Below are 21416 nucleotides of genomic sequence, written 5' to 3' on the forward strand. Positions count from 1 at the left end.
GTCTATGGGGGCACGGTGGCGGCAGCCTGGCCCTGCCAGGGCCAGCCTGAGCGCGGTCTGGTTACGACCGTGGCACGGACCGATCGTTGTGGTCATGGACAACACGATCAAACAGCGGCTCGCGATCATCGTCGGCAGTGTGCGGGAGGGCCGATTCGGCCCCACGATCGCCTCATGGGTCGCCGAGCAGGCCCGGCAGCACAACGGCTTCGACGTCGAGGTCGTCGACCTGGCCGACGTCGACCTGCCGCTCGGGCTGCCCGCCATGCCGCCGAAGCTGGCCGGGGCGGACTACCCCCGCCCCGTGGGCATGGGTGCCCTGACCACAGCACTGGCGCGCGCCGACGCGTTCGTCGTGGTCACGCCGGAGTACAACCACAGCTATCCCGCCTCGGTGAAGGCCGCCATCGACTGGCACTTCACCCAGTGGCAGGCCAAGCCGGTGGCGTTCGTCAGCTACGGCGGCGCGTCGGGCGGTCGGCACGCGGTGCTGCACCTGCAGAACGTGCTGACGGAGTTGCATGCGGTGACCGTCGGCGAGAGCTTGGCGTTCGCGAACTACTTCACCGCATGGCAGGACGGCCGTCCGCTGTCCGACGACGCCACGGGACACGCCAAGTCGCTGTTGGACCAGCTGTCCTGGTGGTCGCACGCGCTGAGTGCGGCCCGTGCGGCGGCGCCCTATCCGGGATGAGAACGACCGGCGGCCCGTAGGGCGGCACGGCAGCGGGCGGCCGCACACCGGGACCCGGCAGAGCCGGAGTCGCGTGCTCGCCTCGGCAGACTTCGCCGCCGAGGCGAGCCGCGATGCTCACAGGCTGCGCTGGACGATCTGGTACCCACTCGACGATGTGCCGCAGACCGCGTAGAGGGCGAGCGTGCGGCTCGCCGCACCGTTGTTCCGCATCGCGGTGAGGAACACTCCGGCGCCGGTGGCCTCGCCGGGTGCGCTCTCCTGCGTCACGGTCCGGAAGTTGGCGCCGCTGGAGTCGATGATCTGCCCGCCGCCGCCGAAGACGAGCTTGCCCGACGGGCAGCCGGCGACAGCGCGCAGGAACCCGCCCGCGGCGATGGTCAGATCGCGGCGGACGATCTCGTACCCGGTCGGCGCGTTGGCACAGACGGCGTAGAAGCCGACGTTGTGTGCCACCGTGTCGTTGTTGCCGACCGCGCTGCGCCACAGTTTGAGGCTGCCGCCGAGTGCCGAGTCGGGGCCGGTCTCCTGGATTACGGTCCGGAAGTCGCGGGTGCCCTCGCCGACGACCTGCGCGCCGCCGCCCAGCGCCACCTTGCCCGACGGGCACAGTCCATAGGTGCGCACGAACCCGCCCGCCGGGACGACCGCGTCGCGCCGAACCACCTCGTAACCGGCCGGGGCCGTGGCGCAGACGGCGAACAGGCCGATGCTGTGCGCGGCGGCGTCATTGTTGCGCAGGGCGATGAGCCACAGCGATCCGCTGGGCGAGGACTCCTGCAGCACCGTCCGGAAGTCGTGGCTGCCTTCCCCCAGCACCTGGGTTCCGCCCGCGATGGCGACCTTGCCCGCCGGGCAGGCCACCGTGGTGCGGACGAAGCCGCCGGGCGCGACCGCCGCGTACGCGGGTGCGGCCGGTAGGAGCACAGCAAGGGCAGCAGCTAGCGCCAGCACTCGGCGAGTCATGCGAAGTCCTCCATGCCTATGGATGTATCGATACGGTAGGTGGCCGCCGAACCGCACCGCAAATCCGCGGCCGAACCACGGTGCGGGCGGTGATAGGGCCGTACCGTGGTGGCATGACCACGCTGCACGGCGATCGCGTGACGCTGCGCCCGGCCGGACCCGGCGACGTCGACGCCCTCGTCGCCATCCGGGCCACGCCGCAGGTCCGTGACCGATGGCAGGGCGACGACCTGGCCGCGGAGATCGCGGACGACCTCACCGATCCCGACCTGGAACTGCTGGCGATCGAGCACGAGGGCCGGATCGTCGGCGCGATCCAGTGGCACGAGGAGACCGACGCCATGTACCGCCACGCGGGCATGGACCTCTACCTCGACCCCACGGTGCACGGCCGTGGCCTGGGCTCCGACGCGGTACGCACGCTGGCCCGGCACCTGATCGGCGAGCTGGGCCACCACCGGCTGGTCATCGACCCGGCGGCGGACAACACCGCGGCCATCGCCTGCTACGCCAAGGTCGGCTTCCAGCCGGTGGGCGTGATGCGCCGCTACGAGCGCGGGCCTGACGGCACCTGGCACGACGGCCTGCTCATGGACCTGCTCGCCGAGGACCTCCGCTGACCCGTACGGCGGGCCGCCCAGGCCCGTGGCACGTCAGGTTCGCGCCGACCGCACCTCGCCGTTGACGTACGCCCGCAGGTGTTCGCGACTGCCGGACAGCCCGTAGTCGGACATCAGCAGGCTGAAGTTCCCGAACCGGTGCTCGCCCAGCATCCAGGCCCGCGGCGACCGGGCCAGCACCGTCAGCAGCCGACGCTGGTCCTCGGCCAGGTGCCCGTATGCGGTTCCCGCGGGCACCGGCTCCGGGAACGCCACCCGCAGGGCGGACGCCACCATCGTCAGGGCATCGCTGCCGCTCACGGTCGGGATGCCGCGCAGCCACGCCGCGAAGACCTTCCCGGCGTGGCGGCCGGTCAGCCGTTCCAGCACCAGGCCCGCCAGCCCGGCCAGGTTTCCGTCCAGGAACGGGATCTGGTCGCGAGGTGCGCCCGACGCCCAACCGAGCAGTTCGGTGACGGCGGCGTCCGGCGCGTCGTCGCCGTCGACCAGGGCGGTGGCGACGGCAGCCGCCCAGCGGGTCACCCGCTCGGGCGCGGCCAGCAGGTGGTCGGGCGGGCGATGACCGAGCAGACCGGCCGCGACCAGTGCGGTGGCCGCCGCTCGCACCTGCTCGGCAGTGTCCTGCGCGTCGGTCGCCGCGGCCAGCAGGGCCGGCACGCTGTCGGCCGCGTCCTCGGGGAACCACGCCAGCGTGTAGGCGGCCCGGATGCGCAGCGCCGGATCGGGGGCGCGCAGCAACTCGCGCAGCAGCGGCACACCGGCGCGGACCGCGTCGTAGACGGCCAGCTCGATGTGCCGGTAGTAGCGCTGCTGGTCCTCGTCGGACAGGGCTTCGACGTAGCGGTACTCGCTCTCGTCGTCGTAGTCGGGGTGGTCCGGCCTCGGCGCCGCGGCGCGCACCGCGTCCCCGCCGTGGGCCTGCTCGCGCATGAGCGCGACCGGGAACGTGCCCGGCAGCCAGGCCTCGTCACCCCCGATGGCCATCACCGCCAGCATCTCCACCAGCACGGGCCGGTCCGGGACGTCCTCGTCGGCGAGCAGTTCGAGCAGGAAGGGCGCCGCGTAGGCGGTCGCCTCGTAGCGCGAGCCCTGGTGCACGATGCTGGCGTACAGCTGCTGGTAGGCACCGATGCGCACGTCATCGTCCGCGCGGGCCAGGTCGCGGATCTGGCCGGGCACGTCGTCAGCGGGGCCGTACGCGTGGGTCAGCAGGGCCCAGTCGATGTCGTCGAGTCGCTCCAGCACCGCGGCATTCTCACATCCGCGTACGACAGCCCATTCAACACGATCACAGTGTTCAACAGTCTGTTGACAAACAGATTGTTGAAAGACAGGCTGGCGTGATGGACGAAGCATCCGCCGACCAGGCCGCGGGCGCCACCGAACACTGGGCTCGGGACCGGCTGACCGCCCACGGCGGCGACGAGCTGCCCCGGTTGCCGTGGCTGGCCGACGGGCAGCCGCACGACGCGTTCACGCTGATCCGCCAGGCGCTGTGGCGGGCCGTCGCCGACCGGGACGCGTTGGACCTGCCCGACGACCTCCTGGCCGCGATCACGCTGCTGGACGCCGCCCGCGCCGAACTCGACCAACTGGAGGCGGGCCTGCTGTTCGTCGCCCGCGCCGAAGGCCTGACCTGGGCTCAGGTCGCCCGCCCGCTCGGCCTGCGCACCGCCCAGGCAGCACAGCAACGGCACGACCGGGTGACCGCCCGCCTCGACGGCAGGGCGGGTGCGTGAGCGTCGTCCCCCTCGCCGACGCGAGCCGCGAACACGGCCGCAAAGCCCACGGGCTCGGCGTCCTGCTGCGCGCCGGTCTTGCCGTCCCGGCCGGGTTCGTCGTCACCGACCCGGCCGTCGACCCCCGGGTGGTCGCCGCACACCTGGACCGGCTCCCGGGCCGAGCGGTCGCGGTCCGATCGTCGGGGCTGGCCGAGGACTCGGCGACGGCGTCGTTCGCCGGGCAGTTCGAGACCGTGCTGGGTGCCCGGGGCCTCGACGGGGTCCTCGCCGCGCTGCGGCACTGCGCCGCCTCGTCGCAGACCGAGCGGGCACGCGGCTACCGGGCACACCTCGGCCTCGACGACGAGGCGACCGTGCCGGTGATCGTGCAGAGCCTCGTCGAGGCCGACCGCGCCGGCGTGCTGTTCACCCGTGACCCGCGGACCGGTTCCTATGCAATGGTGGTCAACGCCTCGTGGGGCCTCGGGGAGTCCGTCGTGTCCGGCGCGGTGGTGCCCGACGAAGTCGTCGTGACGGGTATGGGCGATACCGTCCAGCTCACCGTCGGCGCCAAGGCCACCCGGCTGGACCTGGGCGAGCATGGGCTGGTGCGTTCGGCGGTCCCCGGACCCGACCGGCGCCGCGGCTGCCTGACTCCGGAGGAGATCGCCCAGCTCGTCCTGCTCGGCCTGACCTGCGAAGACCTCTTCGGCCAAGCCCAGGACCTCGAATGGGCGATACGCGACGGCCGGATCTGGCTGCTGCAGGCTCGCCCGATCACCGCCCTGGGCACCGCGACCGCCCCGAGCGCCGACGACGCGACCCGCCCGCTGCTCACCGGTGTGCCGAGCAGTCCCGGCCGGGCGCTGGGACCGGCGCGGATCATCCGGTCGGTCGACGACTTCTCCCGCCTGCGGGCAGGGGATGTACTGGTGTGCCGGACCACGGACCCGGCCTGGACGCCGCTGTTCGGTCTCGCCTCCGCCGTCGTCACGGAGACCGGCGGCATCCTCTGCCACGCGGCCATCGTCGCGCGGGAGTTCGGCATCCCCGCCGTCGTCGCCGCCGCCGAGGCGACGACCATCCTGACCGAGGACGCACCCGTCACGGTCGACGGCACCGTCGGCACCATCACCGAAGGACTCGGCCGATGACCCATTCGTCCCCCACCGACCTGCTGACGCTGCACGCGGTGCGGCTCAAGGGCTTCGCCGACACCGCCGCCGTCGCGGCCCGGTTCGGGCTCGACCCCGCCCAGACCGGCGAGGATCTGCTCGACGCCCAGGCATACGGCTGGGTCACCAGGGCGTCCTTCGCCGACCTGACCGGCTGGTCGCTGACCGGCAGCGGATACCGGCGCAACACGGCCCAGCTCCGCGACGAACTCGACCAGGCGGGCGCCGAGAAGACCGTCACCGCCGTCCACGACCGGTTCCTGCCGCTCAACGCCGAGGCCACCCAGGTGTTCACCGCGTGGCAATTGAGCTCCGGCCGTCCCGCCGAGACGTTGCGCCGACTCGCCGACCTCGCCGAGGAACTGCGTGGGCTCGAACAGTCCCTGGCCGCGCGGCTGGGCCGATTCATCGGTTACCACGAACGGTTCACCGCCGCGCTGACCCGCTCCGATCAGCACCCGGAGTGGATCACCGGCATCGAGGTCGACTCCTGCCACCGGATCTGGTTCGAATTGCACGAGGATCTGATCGCCACGCTCGGCATCGTGCGGTAGCCGAGCCGGTGGAGGTCGCCGCGGCGGGTTCCCGGGTGCTCAGTCGGCGATGACGGCCACGCCGGTGCGGCCGCCGTCGACGTCGAGGACGGTGCCGTGGACGAAAGCGGACTCGTCACTGGCCAGGTAGACGGCGGCTGCCGCGATCGCCTCCGGTCGGCCGACGTGTCCGGCCGGGGTGCCGCGCATCCAGGCTCACCGCCAAGGGCGCCGCCACCCGCGCCCGGATCGTCGCCGCCGCCGCGGACCTCGTGCTGGCCCGCGGCGTCGGCGGCACCAGCCTCGACGACGTGCGCGCGGGGACGCTGACGAGCAAGAGCCAGCTGTTCCACTACTTCCCCGGCGGCAAGACCGAGCTGGTCCTGGCGATCGCGGAACTGCAGCTGGAACGGGTGCTGCAGGCACAGCGGCCGTACCTGGACACCCTGGACACCTGGGCGGCATGGGACGGCTGGCGCGACGCGCTGCTGGACCACTACAGCTCCCAACCACACTGGGGCTGCCCCATCGGCACCCTGGTGAGCGAGCTGACCGGCACGGACCCGGTGGCGGCGGCCGAGGTCGTCGGGCACATGAACCGCTGGATGGACCACCTGCGGGCCGGGCTGCGGCGGATGCGCGACAGCGGCCTGCTCCGCGCCGACACCGACCCCGACCGGCTGGCCCTGGCCGTCTTCGCCACCGTGCAGGGCGGCCTGCTGCTGACCCACGCCGCCCGGTCACCGGAACCACTGTCGGCAGCTCTCGACGCCGCCCTCACCGTGCTGCACGCCGCCGCGCCCGGTGACGAGCTCGCCCGCGGCTGACAGCCCAGCATCGTCACCTCCGCGAGCAGCAGCGACGCGGTATCAGCTCTGGATGTGCTTACCCGTCACATGGCGCCGCTGACCGGTAGATCCGACCGGTCCGCTGGATCCGACCGGTCTGCGGCGAGACCGTGGCAGTACCGGGCGGTCTCGTCGTCGGCGGGCAGGAACGTCTCGACCGCGACCTCGGCCAGCGCGATGTCGAACGCCGTGCCGAAGGTGGTGATCGTGGTGATGAACCGCAGCTCCACGCCCCGATGTCCGACCCGGATCGTCAGCGCGATATCCGCCGGATCCGGCGGTGCCACTTCGACCGGTGGACCGTACCCGACGAGTTCCTCGTGCAGCGCGGCGAGGAACGGATCACCGGTGTTTCCCGCTTGAACGGCCAGGCGGGGCAACAGGTGCGCGCGTACCTCGGAGAGGTTGCCTACCCTGGCCGCGAGCCCCAGCGGGTGAAGGCCCAGCCGCATCATGTTGATCGGAGGCGTCCGCAGGTGCTCCGCCACATCGGCGGTGAGCAGGTCGAACGCGGTGTTGGCGAGCAGCACGTCCCACCGCCGGTCCAGTGCCGCCGCCGGATACGGCTCATGCGCCCGCAGGATACGGCGCAGCGCGGCGCGTACCCGCTGGTCATCGGGGTCCGTCGCGCCGCTCTCCCGGTAGACCGGGGCGTGCCCGGCGGCGGTGAGCAGCCGGTTGCGTTCCCGCAGCGGCACCGCCAGCTGCGCCATCAGCCGCAGCACCATGGCGGCGCTGGGAACGGTACGCCCGGTCTCGACGAAACTGATGTGCCGCGCCGACACGTCGGCCTGGATGGCCAGGTCGAGCTGGCTGAGACCGCGAAGCCTGCGCCAGTGGCGCAACTGGTGGCCGATGGACTCCGAGGCGGTCATGCCCCGATTGTGAGCACAGACCGGTGGGCTCGGCCATTACCCGCGACGTAATCGACGGCCCGGCGCGTGGCTGCCATCGTCTGCGCCATGGAGAACACCGGCACCGCACAGCGGAACAAGGAACTGGTCCTGCACGGCTTCGCACGGTTCGCGGCGGGCGACATCGAGATCCTCCGCACCCTGCTGCACGAGGACTTCCTTGAGCACAGTCCGGGCAACCCGTCCGGCCGCGACGCGTTCATCGCCTACATCGCAAACGCGCCGGTCGCCGGAGCGAAACTCGACCTCAAACGGGTCGTCGCCGAGGACGACCTGGTGGTCATGCACTATCGCATGACCACGGCCACCGAAGAAGTCGCGGTCGTCGACATCTGGCGCCTGGCCGACGGCCTGATCGTCGAACACTGGGACGTCGTGCAGCCGGTCCCGGCCCCGTTCGAGACCCCGAACGGAATGTTCTAGACCAGCCCGTGAGACGACACGGCGGTGGGCGTGGGCCGACGTCCGCGACCATCGCCGCCCAACCCGCGGGGTAAACTGCCGAACACCGATCGCCGACCGAGGAACCATGGCCGCATGAGAATCCTGCCGTTCGGCCTGACCGGCTGGCTGATCGAAGTGGACACGACCACCGAGGCCACCTCGCTGTACGACCACCTGCACGCCCTCGCGCCCACCGGCCCGATGGCACTGGTCACCGACCTCGTCCCCGGCGCCCGCACCGTCCTGCTCGACGTGGACCGACCCGGTATCACCCACACCGAGGTGACCGCGCTACTCGGCGACTGGCGACCGGGCACACCGCGGGCCCGACACTCCGCCGAGATCGTCGAGATCCCGGTCCGCTACGGCGGCCCCGACCTGGCCGAGATCGCCCGGCTGAAAGAGGTCTCCGAGACCGCCATCGTCCAGGCACACACCGGATCCGAATTCCAGGTGGCGTTCTGCGGCTTCGCACCCGGCTTCGCCTACATCAGCGGCCTGCCACCGATCCTGCACGTGCCCCGGCTCGAACAGCCCCGCACCTCCGTCCAGGCCGGGAGCGTGGCGCTGGCAGGTGGCTTCACCAGCGTGTATCCCCGCCGCTCCCCCGGCGGCTGGCGCATCCTCGGCCACACCGACGTCGCCCTGTGGAACGTCGACCGCGACCCGCCCGCCCTGCTGCCACCCGGCACCCGAGTCAGGTTCACCGCCGCATGACCGGCCTGGTGATCGTGCGCCCCGGCCTGCTGACCACGGTCCAGGACCTCGGCCGCCGAGGACTGGCGAGCCTGGCCGTCCCCCCGTCGGGCGCGGCCGACCGGCAGAGCCTCCGGTTGGCCAACCGGCTCGTGGGCAACGACGAGAGCCGGGCCGGTCTGGAAGCCACCCTGCTCGGCGTCGACCTCAGCTGCGGCACCGACCGCTGGCTCGCCGTCACCGGCGCACCCGGCCCGGTCTTCGTCGACGACCGGCCCGCGGCCCAGTACGCACCGGTGTTCCTGCCCGCGGGTTCGGTCCTACGGATCGGGCCGGCGGCCAGCGGACTGCGTACCTATGTCGCCGTGGCCGGCGGCGTGGACGTGCCGCCCGTGCTCGGCAGCCGCTCCACCGACGTCATGTCCGGACTCGGGCCCGCCCCGCTCACCGCCGGGACCGAACTGCCCCTGGGCACACCGCAGGGCGACCCGGCACCCGTCGACGTCGCCCCGGCGGCGGCGATTCCGGCCGACCCGAGGGTCCGGCTGCTTGCCGGGCCACGCGCGGACTGGTTCACCAGCAGCCTGGACGGCCTGACCTATACGGTCACCGGTGAGAGCAACCGCGTCGGCGTGCGTTTGGACGGCCCCGCCCTGCGGCGCACGCACCGGGATGAACTGCCCAGCGAAGGAATGATCTCCGGAGCCGTGCAGGTTCCGCCGTCCGGACTGCCGGTCATCCTGCTCGCCGACCATCCGACCACGGGCGGATATCCGGTCGTCGGCGTCGTACACCCAGACGATCTGTGGCTGATCGCCCAGGCCCGACCCGGGACCCGGCTGACCTTCGTCCCCGCACGCAGGCGATGACCACTCCCGGACCGCGGTAGCGCCGACTCCGCCCAGATCAACGCCCCATCGGCCCACACATTGAGACATCCACCTGTGCGACAGCCATGGCCGGGCAGTGAGAAATGTAAGATCCCCGCTGCGGCAGGATGTTCGCGGGACACGCTCGCGCGCCGATGACAGCGCCCGGGAGGCGTCCGTATCGATGATCAGGTGAGCATGAGAATTCTGGCTATCAACGGGTCGGAACGCGGTCGCGGCTCGACCTGGCAGGCGGCACAGGAGGCGCTCGCCTACGCCCAGGGACGCGGCTGCGCGACCGAAATGGTCAACCTGGCCGAACACCGGATCGTGCCCTGCGACTGCGGACGCTGCAACTCCCGCCCCGATCCCTGCCCCGTCGACGACAGCGTCGGCGAGATCGTCGACCGGATGATCCAGGCCGACGCGGTCATCTTCGCCGCCCCCGTCCACGGCTTCGGACTGTCCTCGCTCATGCAGACGTTCATCGAGCGCGCCGGCGTCGGTCACCTGCGCTTCGAACGGCCGCTCACCAACACCATCGGCGCCGTGATCGTCGTCGGCCGACGCTACGGCCACCTCGACGTGCACGCCCAACTGCTGCACAACCTGCTGCTCAACCGCTTCATCCTGGTGGGCAGCGGCTTTCCCGTGACCATCCACTCCGGCGGCGAGCAGGGCGTCCTGTCCGACCTCGAGGGCATGGACGCGCTGCGCCGCAGCGTCGACCGCATCGTCGACGTCGGCACCGCGCTGATCGCGTCCGGAACGAAGCTGCCGCTGCCCGGCGAGGTGGAGCGGCGTGTCGGAAGGACCAGCTGACCGGTGACCACCATCGCGAAGGCCGACGCCCCGGCCGGCAGCGGCCTGACCCTGCTCGTCGGCAGCAAGTTCGCCTCCACCGTGGCGTACTCGATCCTGTGGGTGCTGCTGCCGCTGTACGTCTACCAGTCCAGCGGATCGGCGCTGGCCGCCGCCGTCGCCTCCGCGGTCAACGTCGTGCCGTTCCTGCTGTTCGGCATGCTGGCCGGCGCGTACGTCGACCGCTCCTCCCCCGCCCGGGTCATGGTGTGGATGGAGACCGCCAACGCCGCCGTCCTGCTGTCGGTCCCGCTGCTGGACGCGACCGTGGGCCTCCCGCCGCTGGTGCTGATCCTGGTCGGCTTCGTCTCCGCCACCGTGTACGTCTGGTTCGAGGTGGCCAGCTCCGCGACCATCCCCGCCGTCGTCGGCAAGTCCGGCGTGTTCCGCGCCAACAGCTGGCTGTGGATGATCTCCACCCTGGTGACCTCGGTCGCCGCCCCGGTCGGATTCTTCCTGCTCGACGCGCTACGCCTGGGCCCCACCTTCGCCGTGCTCGCGGGCTGCTACCTGGTGTCCGCGCTGCTCATCGCGCTGCTGCGGCTGCCCCGGCCCACCCGGGCCGAACCGGGCACCCGCGAGCCGGGCGCGATCTGGGCCGGACTGCGCTTCATCGCCGACCAACCGCTGCTGCGCGCCTACACCACCGTCAACGTCGGCGTCGGCGTCAGCGCGGGCGCGGTGTACGGAATGCTGGTCGTGTTCAGCTCCCGGGCCCTGGGCCTGGCCACCGACGACTACCGGATGGCCTGGATCATGACCGCCGCCGGCGCCGGAGCCCTGATCGGCGCCATCACGGCCCGCCGCCTCAAGACCGCGCCACCGGTGCCCACGGCCAGGTGGCTGATCGGCGCCGACCTCGTCCTGCTGCTGGCCTACGCCGCCGCCCCGAACTGGGCGTTCGCCCTGGTCGCGTTGCTGGCCTGGAACTCCGTGCACACCTGCTTCATGGTGGTGGGCATCTCGGTCCGCCAGATCGTGACCCCGCTGCCGCTGCAGGGCCGCGTCAACGCGGTCGGCCGGATGATCGCCTGGGGTTCGGTGCCGCTGGGCACCCTGTTGTGCGGCTGGCTCACCGACCTCATCGGACCCCGGCAGGCGCTGGCCGTGCTGGCCGCCTGCGCCCTGGCCAGCCTGATCGTCGCGCTGCGCACCCCACGCACGCTCACTACGGAGGAAGCGCCGCGATGACCGCAGACCGGTCCGCCCTGCGCGTGCTGTTCGTCGCGTTCAGCCGCTCCAGCCTCGGCCACGTCACCCGGATGCGCACCGCCGCGCAACGGTTCCAGCTGGCCGGCCACGAGGTCGCCATCGCCTCGCACGAGGAGGTCCGGCCGCTGGTCGAACGGGCCGGTCTGCCCTGGATCGGCATCGACGAGATCGGCCCGGCACCGGCCTGGCGCGGCATGAACGACGTCGCCGAGCTGCGCGCGTTCGCCCGTACCCGCCTGGCCGCGCCCGCCTACGTCGAGACCTGCCTGCGCGACGAGCTGCGCGCCATCGACGACTTCGCCCCCGACGCGGTCGTCAGCGACATGCGCAACACCGCGTCGGTGGCCGCCGCCATCCGTGGGCTGCCCAGCGTCACCTGCCACAACCTGCGCCTGTTCCGCCATCCCATGCACGCTGTGCTGCCCGAGGTCCTGATCACCCTGGACCAGCTCGGAGTCCCCGAGGCGCATGCCCGCAAGGTGCTCGGCGACGCGATGCTCGTGCCCGACCTGCCGCTGCTCGATCCGCTGTCCGACATCCCCGCCGACACGATGGCACTGGTCGGGAGCCTGGTCTCCGAGATCCGGCACGTCGGCGCCCTGGTGCCCGCGGAACTACGCGACGTGGCGTCCGATGCCGTACGCGAGCCGATGCTCAACATCACCCTGGGTGGCAGCGGCGCCGGGGACAAGGACCTGCTGCGTGCGGTGAGTGCCGCGGCCGGGCTCGGCGTACGGCTGGTGGTCACCCTCGGCACCGACGGCGAGGGCAGCGATGCCCTCGCCGCGCAGGTACGGGCGGCGGCCGGTGACGCCGAGGTCGACGTCGCCGGGTTCCGGCACGACGCGGTCGACGTGATGGCCCGCGCCACCGCCGCGATCGTCCACGGCGGACACTCCTCCATGATCGAAGGGCTGCTGTGCGGAACACCCCTGGTGTTCCTACCGCACTCGGCCGAACAGCGTGGCAACGCCGGTCGCATCACCGACCTCGGCCTGGGCGCGACCGTCGAACCCGACGACGAGGCGGACACCATCACCGCGAAGATCCGGTCGATGCTCACCCCCGCCGACCGGGGTCTGCACACCGCCTTCGCCGCCACCCTCAGGTCCGCCGACGGCGCGCAGGCCATGGTCCAGCACGTGGAACAGGCCGTCGCGCTGCACCGCATCACCAGGAGCACCCATGTCCGACCGTGACGGCGACATCCGCCTCTCCACCGTCATCATGACCCACCCGGCGCGGGCCGACCGCGCCGAAGCGCTGGCCGCCGCGCTGCCCGAGCTGGCGCCGACCCTGGTCGTCGACACCGGCCAGCCCGGACACGGCAACCTCGGCAACGCGGTGCGCGCCTGGGCCGCCATCGGCGCCGACGCGACCCACCACCTGGTGCTGCAGGACGACGCGCTGCCGTGCGCCGACTTCGCGCGACTGGTACGTCAGGCCGTGGGCGCCCGGCCCGACGACGCCGTGAGCCTGTTCTGCGAGTGGGGTTCGCGCAGCGCCAACCTGGTCCGCGTCGCCGCGTGGCAGGGCCTGTCCTGGGCGCGGGCGGTCGACGTGTACACCCCGTCGCAGGGCCTGGTCCTGCCCCGGCGGGCGGCGCTCGACTTCGCGGCCGAGTTCGCCGACCAGACCGGCCCCGACGACCTCGCGCTGGCGGGGTTCCTGCGCCGCACCGGGCGGCGCAACTCGGTGACCGTGCCGAACCTGCTGGAGCACGACGACCAGCCCAGCCTGACCGGCAACGGATTCCAGGGACTGCGCCGCTCCGCCTGCCCCGCGACAGCTACCGCCGGGATCGACTTCGACACCGAGGTCGCCGGGGAGGGCCTGGTCTGGGTGCCGTGGGCGTCGTGGATGCGGGTGCACGCCGAATGGTTCTACTGCGGCGACGTGGGCGAGCCGACCTGGCTCGGCGAGTTCGCCGACACCCGGCTGCCCGAGGGGCTGCGCCGAGCCGACCTGGCCGACCGGTTCTACACCGATCTCAAGGAAGCCGACCCGGCGCTGACCGACGCCGTCAGCGAGCTCACCCTGTTCGAATACTGGACGACGTACTTCTGCCTGGGCCTGGCCCTGCCCGGACCGGCGCGAACCGAACCGGCCGCACTGACCGCCGACGCGTTCGGCACGGCGCTGCCGGGCCTGTTCCGCCGCTACCTGCCGATGTCCACCGTGCAGGCGCTGCGCGCGGAGGCCGGACGGCTGGCGATGTCGGCGTTGCGGCACGGGGCGCTGGCCGACCTGGCGCGGCCGCACGCGGGCTGGTACTCCGAATGACCGGTGTGGTGCCCGGCCCGCCACCGCACCGCTGGCTGGGCCGGCGCGGCAACGCGCACGCGTACGCCGCCGACCCGGTGCGCTACACCGCGCGCCTGCACCACGACTTCGGGCCGGTCAGCGGCCTGGTGCGGGGCGACCGGCGGCAGGTCTTCGTGTTCGGCGCCGACCACAACCGCACCGTGCTCACCGACGGCGACGTGTTCCACACCGTCCTGGAGTACGCGATCCCGGCCCGCATCCGCGCCGCCCGCCGGGGCATCGGCCTGCTCAACATGAACGGCCCCGACCACCGGGCCGCCCGGCACACCGTCACCCCGTCGTTTCGGCCCCAGGCGATCGGACAGCACGCCGACCTCATCGCCCGACTCGCCGCCGCGGAGGTCGACTCCTGGACCCCGGGCCAGCCCTTCGACCTCGGCGCGAGTATGCGCCGACTCACGCTGCGGATCGCCTGCCTGTGCTTCTTCGGCGTCGACATCGCCGACGGCGCCGACGAGATCGGCCGTATGGTGCAGCAGATGCTGGCCCTGCGCTACTTCGCCTCCTCGATCCGCTACTTCCCGTTCGACCTGCCCGGCGCCCCGTACCGGCGGCTGCTGCGGGTCATCCGGCGGCTCGACGACGCCCTCGCCGCCATCATCGACGCCCGCCGCGGCGGCGGACAGACCTCCGACCTGCTGCAGTCGCTGCTGGCCGACCGCGACGAGCACGGGCGCGGCCTCACCGACGACCAGCTCGTCGGCCAGCTCACCACGCTGCTGGTCGCCGGGCACGAGACCTCCTCCAGCACCCTGGCCTGGACCCTGCTCCTGCTGTCGCAGCACCGGCCCGAACTAAACGAGGTGCTGTCCGACCTCGACGGACGGAGCCCGCAGGAGTGCGCCGGGTCGCCCGTGCTGGACCGGGTGCTCAAGGAGACGCTGCGGCTGCTGCCGCCCGGCCCGAACACCGCCCGGATCGCGGTCGCGCCGACCACCGTCGGCGGCCACGAGATCCCCGCCTGGTGCCAGGTCATCACCAGCAAATACGCGACCCACCGCGACCCGGCCGTGTTCGCCGAGCCGCTGCGGTTTCGGCCCGAGCGCTGGCACACGGCCACGCCCAGCCGGTACGAATACCTGCCCTACGGCGTCGGACCGCACGTGTGCATCGGCGCGGCCTTCGCCGACCTCGAGATGAAGATCGTGCTCGGGACGATCCTGCGTCGGCACGTGCTGCTGCCCGTGCCCGGCGCCGTCATCTCGCGCCAGGTGGGCCTGCTGATGTCGCCCAAGGGACCGGTGCCCGTCGTCGCACACCCGGCGCACGCGGTCCCGCCCGCCCGCGACCGGGTCGACGGCGACCTCAACGAGATGGTCGACCTGTACGGCGAGCAGCGGTGGAGGCTCGGATGGTAGAACAGCTCCCGGTCAGCCTGGTCTTGGCGACCTGCGACAAGCGCGAATACCTCGCCCTCACCCTCGAGTCGCTGGTCGCCCAGACCCAGCCTGCATTCCAGGTGGTCCTCTGCGACGACGGCACCGCCGGCGGGGTCGAGGACGTCGTCGCACCGTTTCGCGACCGGCTCGACCTGCGACTGATCACGCAGGAGAACCGGGGCCGGGCCGCGGCCCGCAACACCGCGCTCGCCCACGCCGACGGCGACCTGATCGTGTTCCTGGACGACGACCGCATGGCCCACCCCGACTTCGTCGCCGAGCACCTCGCCGCCGCGCACGACGGCGGCACCGGGACCATCGGCTGGAAGCGGCGGGCGCTGACCTGGTGGCGGCCCGGCATCCTGCCCCTGGGCGAGACCGACCTGCTGCGCCTGGTCCAGCGCGTCGGCGACGTCGCCCGGCTGGCCGAACCGATCCGGTTCCTGGCCCCCGGCGACGTCACCACCGACCCCCTGGACGCGTTCACCCGCACCGAACTCGGCGACGAGCCCGACAACTACCACGCCGTCATCGACGAGTACGGCCCAGGCCTGGCCGACTTCCGGTTCGGCTGGGCCCTGGCGACCACTGCGAACCTGTCGGTACGTCGCGACGCCGTCAAGGAGGTGGGCGGCTTCGACGAGTCGTTCACCGGCTGGGGCATGGAGGACACCGACCTGAGCTACCGGCTGCACCATGCCGGAGTGACGTTCTCGGTACGCCCCACCGCGGTCAACTACCACCAGGTGCACCCGCTGGCCGACCCGAACCTCATGCTCGCCCAGCGGGCGCAGCGCGCCCAACTGCTGCGCAACCTCGACCACTTCTGCCGTCGGCACCGGGCCCTGGACGCGTACCTGTTCCGCCGCCGCTGGGAATACGCGATGAGCCTCATCGAAGCCGACCGCCTGCTCAAACTCGTCGAAGGCCAGACCAGTCCGCTGCTGCGGCAGGAACTGGAGGCCCTGTACGCGGCCCGCTGACCTCAGCCTGTACTGGCCGCCCCCGGTTCGAGGAACACAGGCGGTTCAGTGCCTGGGAGACTTCACTTGAGGATCGGGGCGAACTCGTTGACCGAAAAAACCCGCCACCCCGACCCGTCCCACACGAGACTGGAGACTCCGCAGTTCGGGACTATGAGACTGCGGTAACACCGCGACCCGGCTCCGAGCGACCAACTCAGCAGCACCTTGATGACTGTCTCGTGAGTAAAGCAAGCTATGTTGCCCTCTACAGTCATGGATAGTGTCTGGAGCCAACCAGTGACTCGTCGCTCGACAGCGGCCAAACCTTCGAACTGCCCGAATGCTACCCGCCTCGGATCTTCCCGCCAGAGATTCCATTCACGAGGAAACTGCAGCGCGATCTCCGCGCCGGTCCGCCCGGTCCACGGCCCCATCTCCATCTCGGCCAGTGCATGCTCGATCTCAAGCTCTAGACCGAGCATGGTGGAGAGGCCCCTCGCCGAGAGAATAGCTCGACGCTGTGGACTGCTGACAATCCGCGCGACACCGACTCCACTCAGGTAGTCAGTTGTCCGTTCCACAAAGTCTGTCGCGTCAACGGCAAGGTCGTCATCAACCCGACCCGCATAAATAGATGCCCTGTTCGCGTCTGTCGGGGCGTGCCGGACAAGTAACAGCCTACCCATGGACATCTAATTGGGCCGCTTCAGTCGCTCGTCCCCCATTACATGCACCCAGCGCGACGTCATCCACGGCAACCGCGAGATGACGTAGTTCATACCTCGGCTGATATCACGCCCAACCATGACACCATAGTACGTCGGCATGATCGCTGGCGAATAGGAGGTGTACAGGGCGGCGGTCTTAATCTCCAGAGGACCCGCCTCACCTAGGCCACGAAGGTGGTTAACCACGAATCCCAGCGAGGTACCCGTGTCATTGCAACAGATCAGCACCAAGGCCCTACTACCGCTCAGCAGCGAAAGAGATGCCGCAGACACCGGATCAAAATGAATCTCTCTCGAACCGTCCGGCATGCGTCTGTTTATTGTGGTGACAGAGACTACCGAGCGGAGCCCAATGTGGCCCGCCAAGATCGAACCGACGACTCCACTATTTCGGTCGATCGTTACGATATAGTCCGGCATGAACCCATCCTGCCGAAGGCGATCCACGAGGCCGACAATCAGGCTCAGGATAGTGTGAAATCGAAGTCGAAACCGAGATCGCTGCCGTATGACGATGATCCACGTGGCGACGAGGCTCGAAACGATACCGAGAACGAAACTAAGAGCGAGCTCCATCCGCATCCTTCACCATACTGAACTCACCCCTGCGCGCGGCATCAAATGCCTCGGCGATGAGTTCCGTCCATCTCGGATCAACATATGCTACGGTCAGGAAGCAGCTCGTTTGCAATGCGGCAAGCCGCCAGCCATCGTCGGCGGCGCGTTTCGTCGCCTTCGAAACGGTGTAACGCGAGTCGTCGACATCGTGGAATACGATCGCTCCAGAGCGGCACATCAGTGGACGCACCGACTCGTAGTCACCCACGGGATGCTCCCCATGGTGATTCGCGTCGATGAATGCGATATCTACTGAGCGTTCACCGAGCACCTTCGGAACATCGACAGGCGATGAACCTACAGCCAGATCAACGAATTCGTCGACGCCGATGGTGCCGAGAAACTTCTCTGCGGCAATCAGCCCATCAACGCCAAGGCTGCCTTCGCTGTAATTGTCCAGCGTAATGAGCCGTCCATGACCCGCCGTTGCGAGACCCATCCCGAGCCACGCGGCCGAATAGCCGAAACCCGTCCCGATCTCGAACACCGTGTCCGGCCTTCCGAGGATGACCAGGTTGGACAGGAAGTATGCTTCGGTCCGACTCACGGAAACCGGGCGCGCATGGCCCTTCAAGGAATAATGCGTTCCGTCCCACGGCGCGTGAGAGTTCCGACCGGCGGGCCACACTTCATCCATCATCTCGCGTCGAGCTTCGACCAGCCGCTGGAGATAGTCCACAGGAACCCGACCGCCCTTCGCTGGGACAGGTGAGTGCACTCTCCTCACCGACACCAAATCCTAGATCCGCCGATCCCGTCCCTCCTAAGCCGATCATCTATTTCTCGATATATCTCCGTCCTGTGTTGAGGGCGACGGGTCAGGCTGTCCCCGGACTTCGCTCAATTGGACTCATGTGCGGAAAAGTACCGCTGGCACCTCCGCTGCCTGCCGCCCCAGGAGCTCCATTGTGCGCTGGCCGACCTGGTTGTACACATCGGCGTGGCGCTCAGGCGGGTGGCCCACCGGTTCGCCCGTGGGCCCGACCACCTGACCTGATCCTCAGCTATTACCCCCGCGCCTGGTCCCATCGGCAGTCGAGGTACGCGTCCAGTGCGGCCGCGCCCGTGAGCATGGCCCGGCCCCGGGCGGACAGGCGCGCATGCCAGTCGTGCAGCATCGAGCCGAGCGGTGCGACGCCCCCGGCCGAACGGAGCTGCGCGATCAGCGGCACGATCTGCGCCAGCCGGTAACCGCCGCGTCTGAGCTGGTGGACGAGCTGGGCGTCGCGTACATCGGCCGCGCTGTAGACCCGGTAGCCGGTGTGCCGGTCACGGCGCGGCCGCACCAGACCGGCCCGCTCCCACTTGCGCAGGGTGGCCGGGCGGATGCCGAGCTTTCCCGCCAGCGGACCGACGAACATGTCGCCGCGCTCCTGCGGCACGGGGCTGAGCTCGGCCAGCGCCGCCTCGACGGACCGCAGCGTACGACGGTCCTCGCGCAGCTGGGCATGGCTGGCGTCGATGAGTTCCAACGCGTCCTCGATCGCGTCCCGGTTCACCGCCTGCATGATCGACGTGGCCGCCTGGTGGCCGTGGCCGGGAACCAGGGCGAGGAACGCCCGCAACGCCGACGCGTGCAGCGGCGTGTAGCCGCGGTACCCGTACTCGCTGCGCTCCGCCTCCGGCAGAATCCCGGCCTCTTCATAGTTGCGGACCGCCTGTGTGGACAGCGCATGCGCACGGGCCAGGTCGATCGGCCTGAGGCGACCGGAGGATTGAGGGTTTCGCAGCACAGATGCACCTAAAGCAGCGGAGAAGTTTCAACCATCGGTTCAACGATACCGTTGAAGCAATGAACACCGCGATCAAAGACGCCGCCCGTCCAGTCGCCGCCGAAACCCTCCTGGGGCTGCTGCCCGCCCAGCCGCGACTGCTCGCCCTCGGCGAGCCCACCCATGGCGAGGACGTGCTGCTCGAGGTGCGAAACGACCTCTTCCGGCAGCTCGTCGAGCACGGCTACCGGACCATCACCATCGAGAGCGACTGCATGATGGGCCTGCTTGTGGACGACTACCTCACCATGGGCGCCGGCACCCTCGACGACGTGATGGCGCACGGTTTCAGCCACGGATTCGGCGCCTCCGCCGCCAACCGCGAACTCGTACGGTGGATGCGCGCCTACAACGACGGCCGCCCCCGCTCCGAGCAGCTGCGCTTCGCCGGCTTCGACGGCCCGCTGGAGATGACCGGCGCCGCGAGCCCCCGGCAGGCGCTCACCGCACTCCACGCCTATTTGTCAGCCCGCGTCGACATCGAGCTGCTCCCCTGCACACCGGAGACGCTCGACCGCCTACTCGGCGCCGACGACCCGTGGGGCCACCCCGAATCGCTGCGGGACCCGGCGCGGTCGGTGGGACAGACCCCCGAGGCCAGACAGCTGCGGCTGCTCGCCGACGATCTGGTCGCCCTGCTCGACACGCAGCTGCCGCACCTGGCCGCGGTGTCCACCCCGGACGAGCTCGACCGGGCGCGCCTGTTCGCACGCACTGCCACCGGGCTGCTGCGATACCACTTCTGGCTGGCCGACACGTCACCCGGCCGCCTGCCGCAGCTGCTGGGCGCACGCGCAACGATGATGGCCGGCAACCTGCTCGCCACCGCCGCGAACGGACCGGCGCTGGCCTTCGCGCACAACTCGCATCTGCAGCGGGAGCAGAGCAGCACGCGCCTGGGCGACATGCCACTGCAATGGTGGAGCGCCGGCGCCATCGCCGGCTCCCACCTCGGTCAGGGGTACGCCTTCGCGGCCACCGCCCTCGGCACGATCCGACACCACGGAGTGGACACCCCGCCCCCGGACACCCTCGAGGGCCAGCTGTACGCCCTGCCCGAGGACCGGTGCATAGTGGACACGCGGCGGCTGAGCGCCATCCTCGGCGAGCAGGTGCCCGCGCCGCGGATCTCACCCTGGTTCGGCTACGCCCCGCTGGACCCGGCCCACCTGTCGGACATCGACGCGCTGTTCTTCGTCAAGGACTGCCCGGCGCCGGGTCAGATCTCGCAATCGGAGTAGCCGTAGGCGCAACTGTGATGGACGTCGGCGTCCAATACGTCGTCGGCGGTCAGGACTGCCCCGGCCAGTGGTGGCACCGATATGCGGTCCCAGGCCACATCGACGCTGACGGTGTCGCCGAGTTCACCGCAGAACATGCGGTGGGAGAGGGTCTCCTCTTCGTTCTCGGCGTCGTCGTCAGCATCGAAGTCGTAGCCGAGCGGCTGGCGCGGGCCCGCGAATGTGATGGTCGGATAGCCCTCGACCGAGATGGTGACGAACGGGTGCAGGTCGATCGAGGCGGCCTGGGCACCGTGCTGGTACACCTGCAGCGTCAGGTCGGCGCCGTACCAGCACAGCAGGTAGAGGTTGATCTCCTCGGCGAGTTCGGCGGCCAGGTCGGACTTGATCTCGGCGAGGCTGCCGCGAAGGTAGTGGGTGCATTTGCGGGCCCCGCCCGAGCCCACCCCGAAGGCAAGTTCGTAAAAGCTCTTTCGCGACATCGGCGCATCATAGGCGACCCGGCCGACAGGTCGACTGAAGCCAGAACCGGCGGTACCGCTGCCGGTGGCGTGCAGGTCCGAGTCGATCACGGTGGTGGGGTGGGGACACGCCGTCGAACACGCCCACAAGTCCATGACCGACCGGCGGGTCAGGTCGTGGTCGTGGTGTGTGCCCTGGAAACGCGTCAAGGCCCACCCCGGAAAGGGGTGGGCCTTGAACAGCGATGTTTGTCCGGCGGCGTCCTACTCTCCCACAACGTCCCCGTTGCAGTACCATCGGCGCTGGAGGGCTTAGCTTCCGGGTTCGGAATGTTGCCGGGCGTTTCCCCTCCGCCATGGCCGCCGTAACACTA

Annotated in this window: 25 protein-coding genes and 1 rRNA gene; 16 read left to right on the plus strand and 10 right to left on the minus strand. The window is 70.4% G+C overall.

Annotation, left to right across the window (positions count from 1 at the left end; all coding sequences use genetic code 11):
• Window positions 1-94: 94 nt before the first annotated feature.
• Window positions 95-694, plus strand: a complete 600-nt coding sequence (locus KUA19_RS41180) for an NADPH-dependent FMN reductase (protein ID WP_217405327.1) — start codon at window positions 95-97, stop codon at window positions 692-694.
• Between the two features lie 117 nt (window positions 695-811).
• Here KUA19_RS41180 and KUA19_RS41185 read toward each other — a convergent pair whose 3' ends face one another.
• Complete coding sequence (locus KUA19_RS41185; RefSeq protein ID WP_217405329.1) at window positions 812-1660, minus strand: hypothetical protein; 849 nt, start codon at window positions 1658-1660, stop codon at window positions 812-814.
• A gap of 113 nt (window positions 1661-1773) precedes the next feature.
• Between KUA19_RS41185 and KUA19_RS41190 the strand changes: the two genes are divergently transcribed.
• Window positions 1774-2280 carry a GNAT family N-acetyltransferase gene (locus KUA19_RS41190; protein ID WP_217405331.1) on the plus strand — a complete coding sequence of 169 codons (507 nt, stop codon included), beginning with the start codon at window positions 1774-1776 and terminating at the stop codon, window positions 2278-2280.
• 33 nt (window positions 2281-2313) lie between these two features.
• Here KUA19_RS41190 and KUA19_RS41195 read toward each other — a convergent pair whose 3' ends face one another.
• Complete coding sequence (locus tag KUA19_RS41195) at window positions 2314-3525, minus strand: HEAT repeat domain-containing protein (RefSeq protein WP_217405333.1); 1212 nt, start codon at window positions 3523-3525, stop codon at window positions 2314-2316.
• A 98-nt stretch (window positions 3526-3623) separates the two neighbouring features.
• On the opposite strand from KUA19_RS41195, the gene KUA19_RS41200 reads away from it, so the two are divergent.
• The 3 genes from KUA19_RS41200 to KUA19_RS41210 are packed head-to-tail and all read left to right on the plus strand — an operon-like array spanning window position 3624 to window position 5730.
• The gene (locus tag KUA19_RS41200; protein WP_217405335.1) at window positions 3624-4019 is read left to right on the plus strand and encodes a DNA-binding protein; all 396 of its coding nucleotides are present in this window, start codon (window positions 3624-3626) and stop codon (window positions 4017-4019) included.
• Entirely contained in the window at window positions 4016-5155 is a 1140-nt protein-coding gene (locus KUA19_RS41205; RefSeq protein WP_308167939.1) for a PEP/pyruvate-binding domain-containing protein, read from the plus strand. The genes KUA19_RS41200 and KUA19_RS41205 overlap by 4 nt, the downstream gene beginning before the upstream one ends.
• Window positions 5152-5730, plus strand: a complete 579-nt coding sequence (locus KUA19_RS41210; RefSeq protein ID WP_217405337.1) for a transcriptional regulator — start codon at window positions 5152-5154, stop codon at window positions 5728-5730. The genes KUA19_RS41205 and KUA19_RS41210 overlap by 4 nt, the downstream gene beginning before the upstream one ends.
• Window positions 5731-5769: 39 nt before the next feature.
• Here the strand turns inward: KUA19_RS41210 and KUA19_RS41215 are convergent, their stop codons facing one another.
• Window positions 5770-5919: an SDR family oxidoreductase gene (locus KUA19_RS41215; protein ID WP_217405339.1), complete on the minus strand. Its 150-nt coding sequence runs from the start codon at window positions 5917-5919 to the stop codon at window positions 5770-5772.
• Between the two features lie 38 nt (window positions 5920-5957).
• On the opposite strand from KUA19_RS41215, the gene KUA19_RS41220 reads away from it, so the two are divergent.
• Window positions 5958-6536, plus strand: coding sequence for a TetR/AcrR family transcriptional regulator (locus KUA19_RS41220; RefSeq protein ID WP_308167942.1), 579 nt, complete (start codon window positions 5958-5960; stop codon window positions 6534-6536).
• 65 nt (window positions 6537-6601) lie between these two features.
• Here KUA19_RS41220 and KUA19_RS41225 read toward each other — a convergent pair whose 3' ends face one another.
• Window positions 6602-7432, minus strand: a complete 831-nt coding sequence (locus KUA19_RS41225; RefSeq protein WP_217405341.1) for a helix-turn-helix domain-containing protein — start codon at window positions 7430-7432, stop codon at window positions 6602-6604.
• A gap of 87 nt (window positions 7433-7519) precedes the next feature.
• Here KUA19_RS41225 and KUA19_RS41230 point away from each other — a divergent pair, with 87 nt between their 5' ends.
• From KUA19_RS41230 to KUA19_RS41270, 9 genes are all read left to right on the plus strand, one after another.
• The gene (locus KUA19_RS41230) at window positions 7520-7894 is read left to right on the plus strand and encodes a nuclear transport factor 2 family protein (protein WP_217405343.1); all 375 of its coding nucleotides are present in this window, start codon (window positions 7520-7522) and stop codon (window positions 7892-7894) included.
• Window positions 7895-8008: 114 nt separating this feature from the next.
• Complete coding sequence (locus KUA19_RS41235) at window positions 8009-8632, plus strand: 5-oxoprolinase subunit B family protein (RefSeq protein ID WP_217405345.1); 624 nt, start codon at window positions 8009-8011, stop codon at window positions 8630-8632.
• Complete coding sequence (locus KUA19_RS41240) at window positions 8629-9480, plus strand: 5-oxoprolinase subunit C family protein (RefSeq protein WP_217405347.1); 852 nt, start codon at window positions 8629-8631, stop codon at window positions 9478-9480. The genes KUA19_RS41235 and KUA19_RS41240 overlap by 4 nt, the downstream gene beginning before the upstream one ends.
• A gap of 198 nt (window positions 9481-9678) precedes the next feature.
• Complete coding sequence (locus KUA19_RS41245) at window positions 9679-10302, plus strand: flavodoxin family protein (protein WP_217405349.1); 624 nt, start codon at window positions 9679-9681, stop codon at window positions 10300-10302.
• A gap of 3 nt (window positions 10303-10305) precedes the next feature.
• Window positions 10306-11532 (plus strand): MFS transporter, encoded by a 1227-nt coding sequence (locus KUA19_RS41250; RefSeq protein WP_217405350.1) that lies wholly within the window; start codon window positions 10306-10308, stop codon window positions 11530-11532.
• Window positions 11529-12752: a glycosyltransferase gene (locus KUA19_RS41255; RefSeq protein ID WP_217405352.1), complete on the plus strand. Its 1224-nt coding sequence runs from the start codon at window positions 11529-11531 to the stop codon at window positions 12750-12752. The genes KUA19_RS41250 and KUA19_RS41255 overlap by 4 nt, the downstream gene beginning before the upstream one ends.
• Window positions 12739-13836 carry a hypothetical protein gene (locus KUA19_RS41260; protein ID WP_217405354.1) on the plus strand — a complete coding sequence of 366 codons (1098 nt, stop codon included), beginning with the start codon at window positions 12739-12741 and terminating at the stop codon, window positions 13834-13836. Before KUA19_RS41255 ends, KUA19_RS41260 begins: the two co-directional genes overlap by 14 nt.
• A complete protein-coding gene (locus KUA19_RS41265) occupies window positions 13833-15236 on the plus strand; it encodes a cytochrome P450 (RefSeq protein ID WP_217405356.1) in 1404 nt (467 codons plus the stop codon). Before KUA19_RS41260 ends, KUA19_RS41265 begins: the two co-directional genes overlap by 4 nt.
• Window positions 15230-16240 (plus strand): glycosyltransferase family 2 protein, encoded by a 1011-nt coding sequence (locus tag KUA19_RS41270; protein WP_217405358.1) that lies wholly within the window; start codon window positions 15230-15232, stop codon window positions 16238-16240. Before KUA19_RS41265 ends, KUA19_RS41270 begins: the two co-directional genes overlap by 7 nt.
• Window positions 16241-16302: 62 nt before the next feature.
• Here the strand turns inward: KUA19_RS41270 and KUA19_RS41275 are convergent, their stop codons facing one another.
• The 4 genes from KUA19_RS41275 to KUA19_RS41290 all read right to left on the minus strand — a co-directional run bounded on the left by KUA19_RS41275 (window position 16303) and on the right by KUA19_RS41290 (window position 19301).
• The gene (locus KUA19_RS41275) at window positions 16303-16914 is read right to left on the minus strand and encodes a histidine phosphatase family protein (RefSeq protein WP_217405360.1); all 612 of its coding nucleotides are present in this window, start codon (window positions 16912-16914) and stop codon (window positions 16303-16305) included.
• Window positions 16915-17526: a phosphoribosyltransferase gene (locus KUA19_RS41280; RefSeq protein ID WP_217405361.1), complete on the minus strand. Its 612-nt coding sequence runs from the start codon at window positions 17524-17526 to the stop codon at window positions 16915-16917.
• On the minus strand, window positions 17510-18247 hold the full coding sequence (locus KUA19_RS41285) for a class I SAM-dependent methyltransferase (RefSeq protein ID WP_217405363.1): 738 nt from the start codon (window positions 18245-18247) through the stop codon (window positions 17510-17512). Before KUA19_RS41285 ends, KUA19_RS41280 begins: the two co-directional genes overlap by 17 nt.
• Before the next feature lie 328 nt (window positions 18248-18575).
• Window positions 18576-19301, minus strand: a complete 726-nt coding sequence (locus KUA19_RS41290; RefSeq protein WP_217405365.1) for a TioE family transcriptional regulator — start codon at window positions 19299-19301, stop codon at window positions 18576-18578.
• Window positions 19302-19360: 59 nt separating this feature from the next.
• Here KUA19_RS41290 and KUA19_RS41295 point away from each other — a divergent pair, with 59 nt between their 5' ends.
• The gene (locus KUA19_RS41295; RefSeq protein WP_217405367.1) at window positions 19361-20581 is read left to right on the plus strand and encodes an erythromycin esterase family protein; all 1221 of its coding nucleotides are present in this window, start codon (window positions 19361-19363) and stop codon (window positions 20579-20581) included.
• On the opposite strand, the gene KUA19_RS41300 is transcribed toward KUA19_RS41295, so the two are convergent.
• Complete coding sequence (locus tag KUA19_RS41300; protein ID WP_217405369.1) at window positions 20560-21063, minus strand: hypothetical protein; 504 nt, start codon at window positions 21061-21063, stop codon at window positions 20560-20562. The two genes, KUA19_RS41295 and KUA19_RS41300, sit on opposite strands and share 22 nt — an antisense overlap.
• Window positions 21064-21293: 230 nt before the next feature.
• A 5S ribosomal RNA gene (gene rrf, locus KUA19_RS41305) occupies window positions 21294-21410 on the minus strand.
• Between the last annotated feature and the right edge of the window lie 6 nt (window positions 21411-21416).

Source organism: Catellatospora tritici (genome assembly GCF_019083965.1).
In the GTDB taxonomy this organism is placed as follows: Bacteria; Actinomycetota; Actinomycetes; order Mycobacteriales; family Micromonosporaceae; genus Catellatospora; species Catellatospora tritici.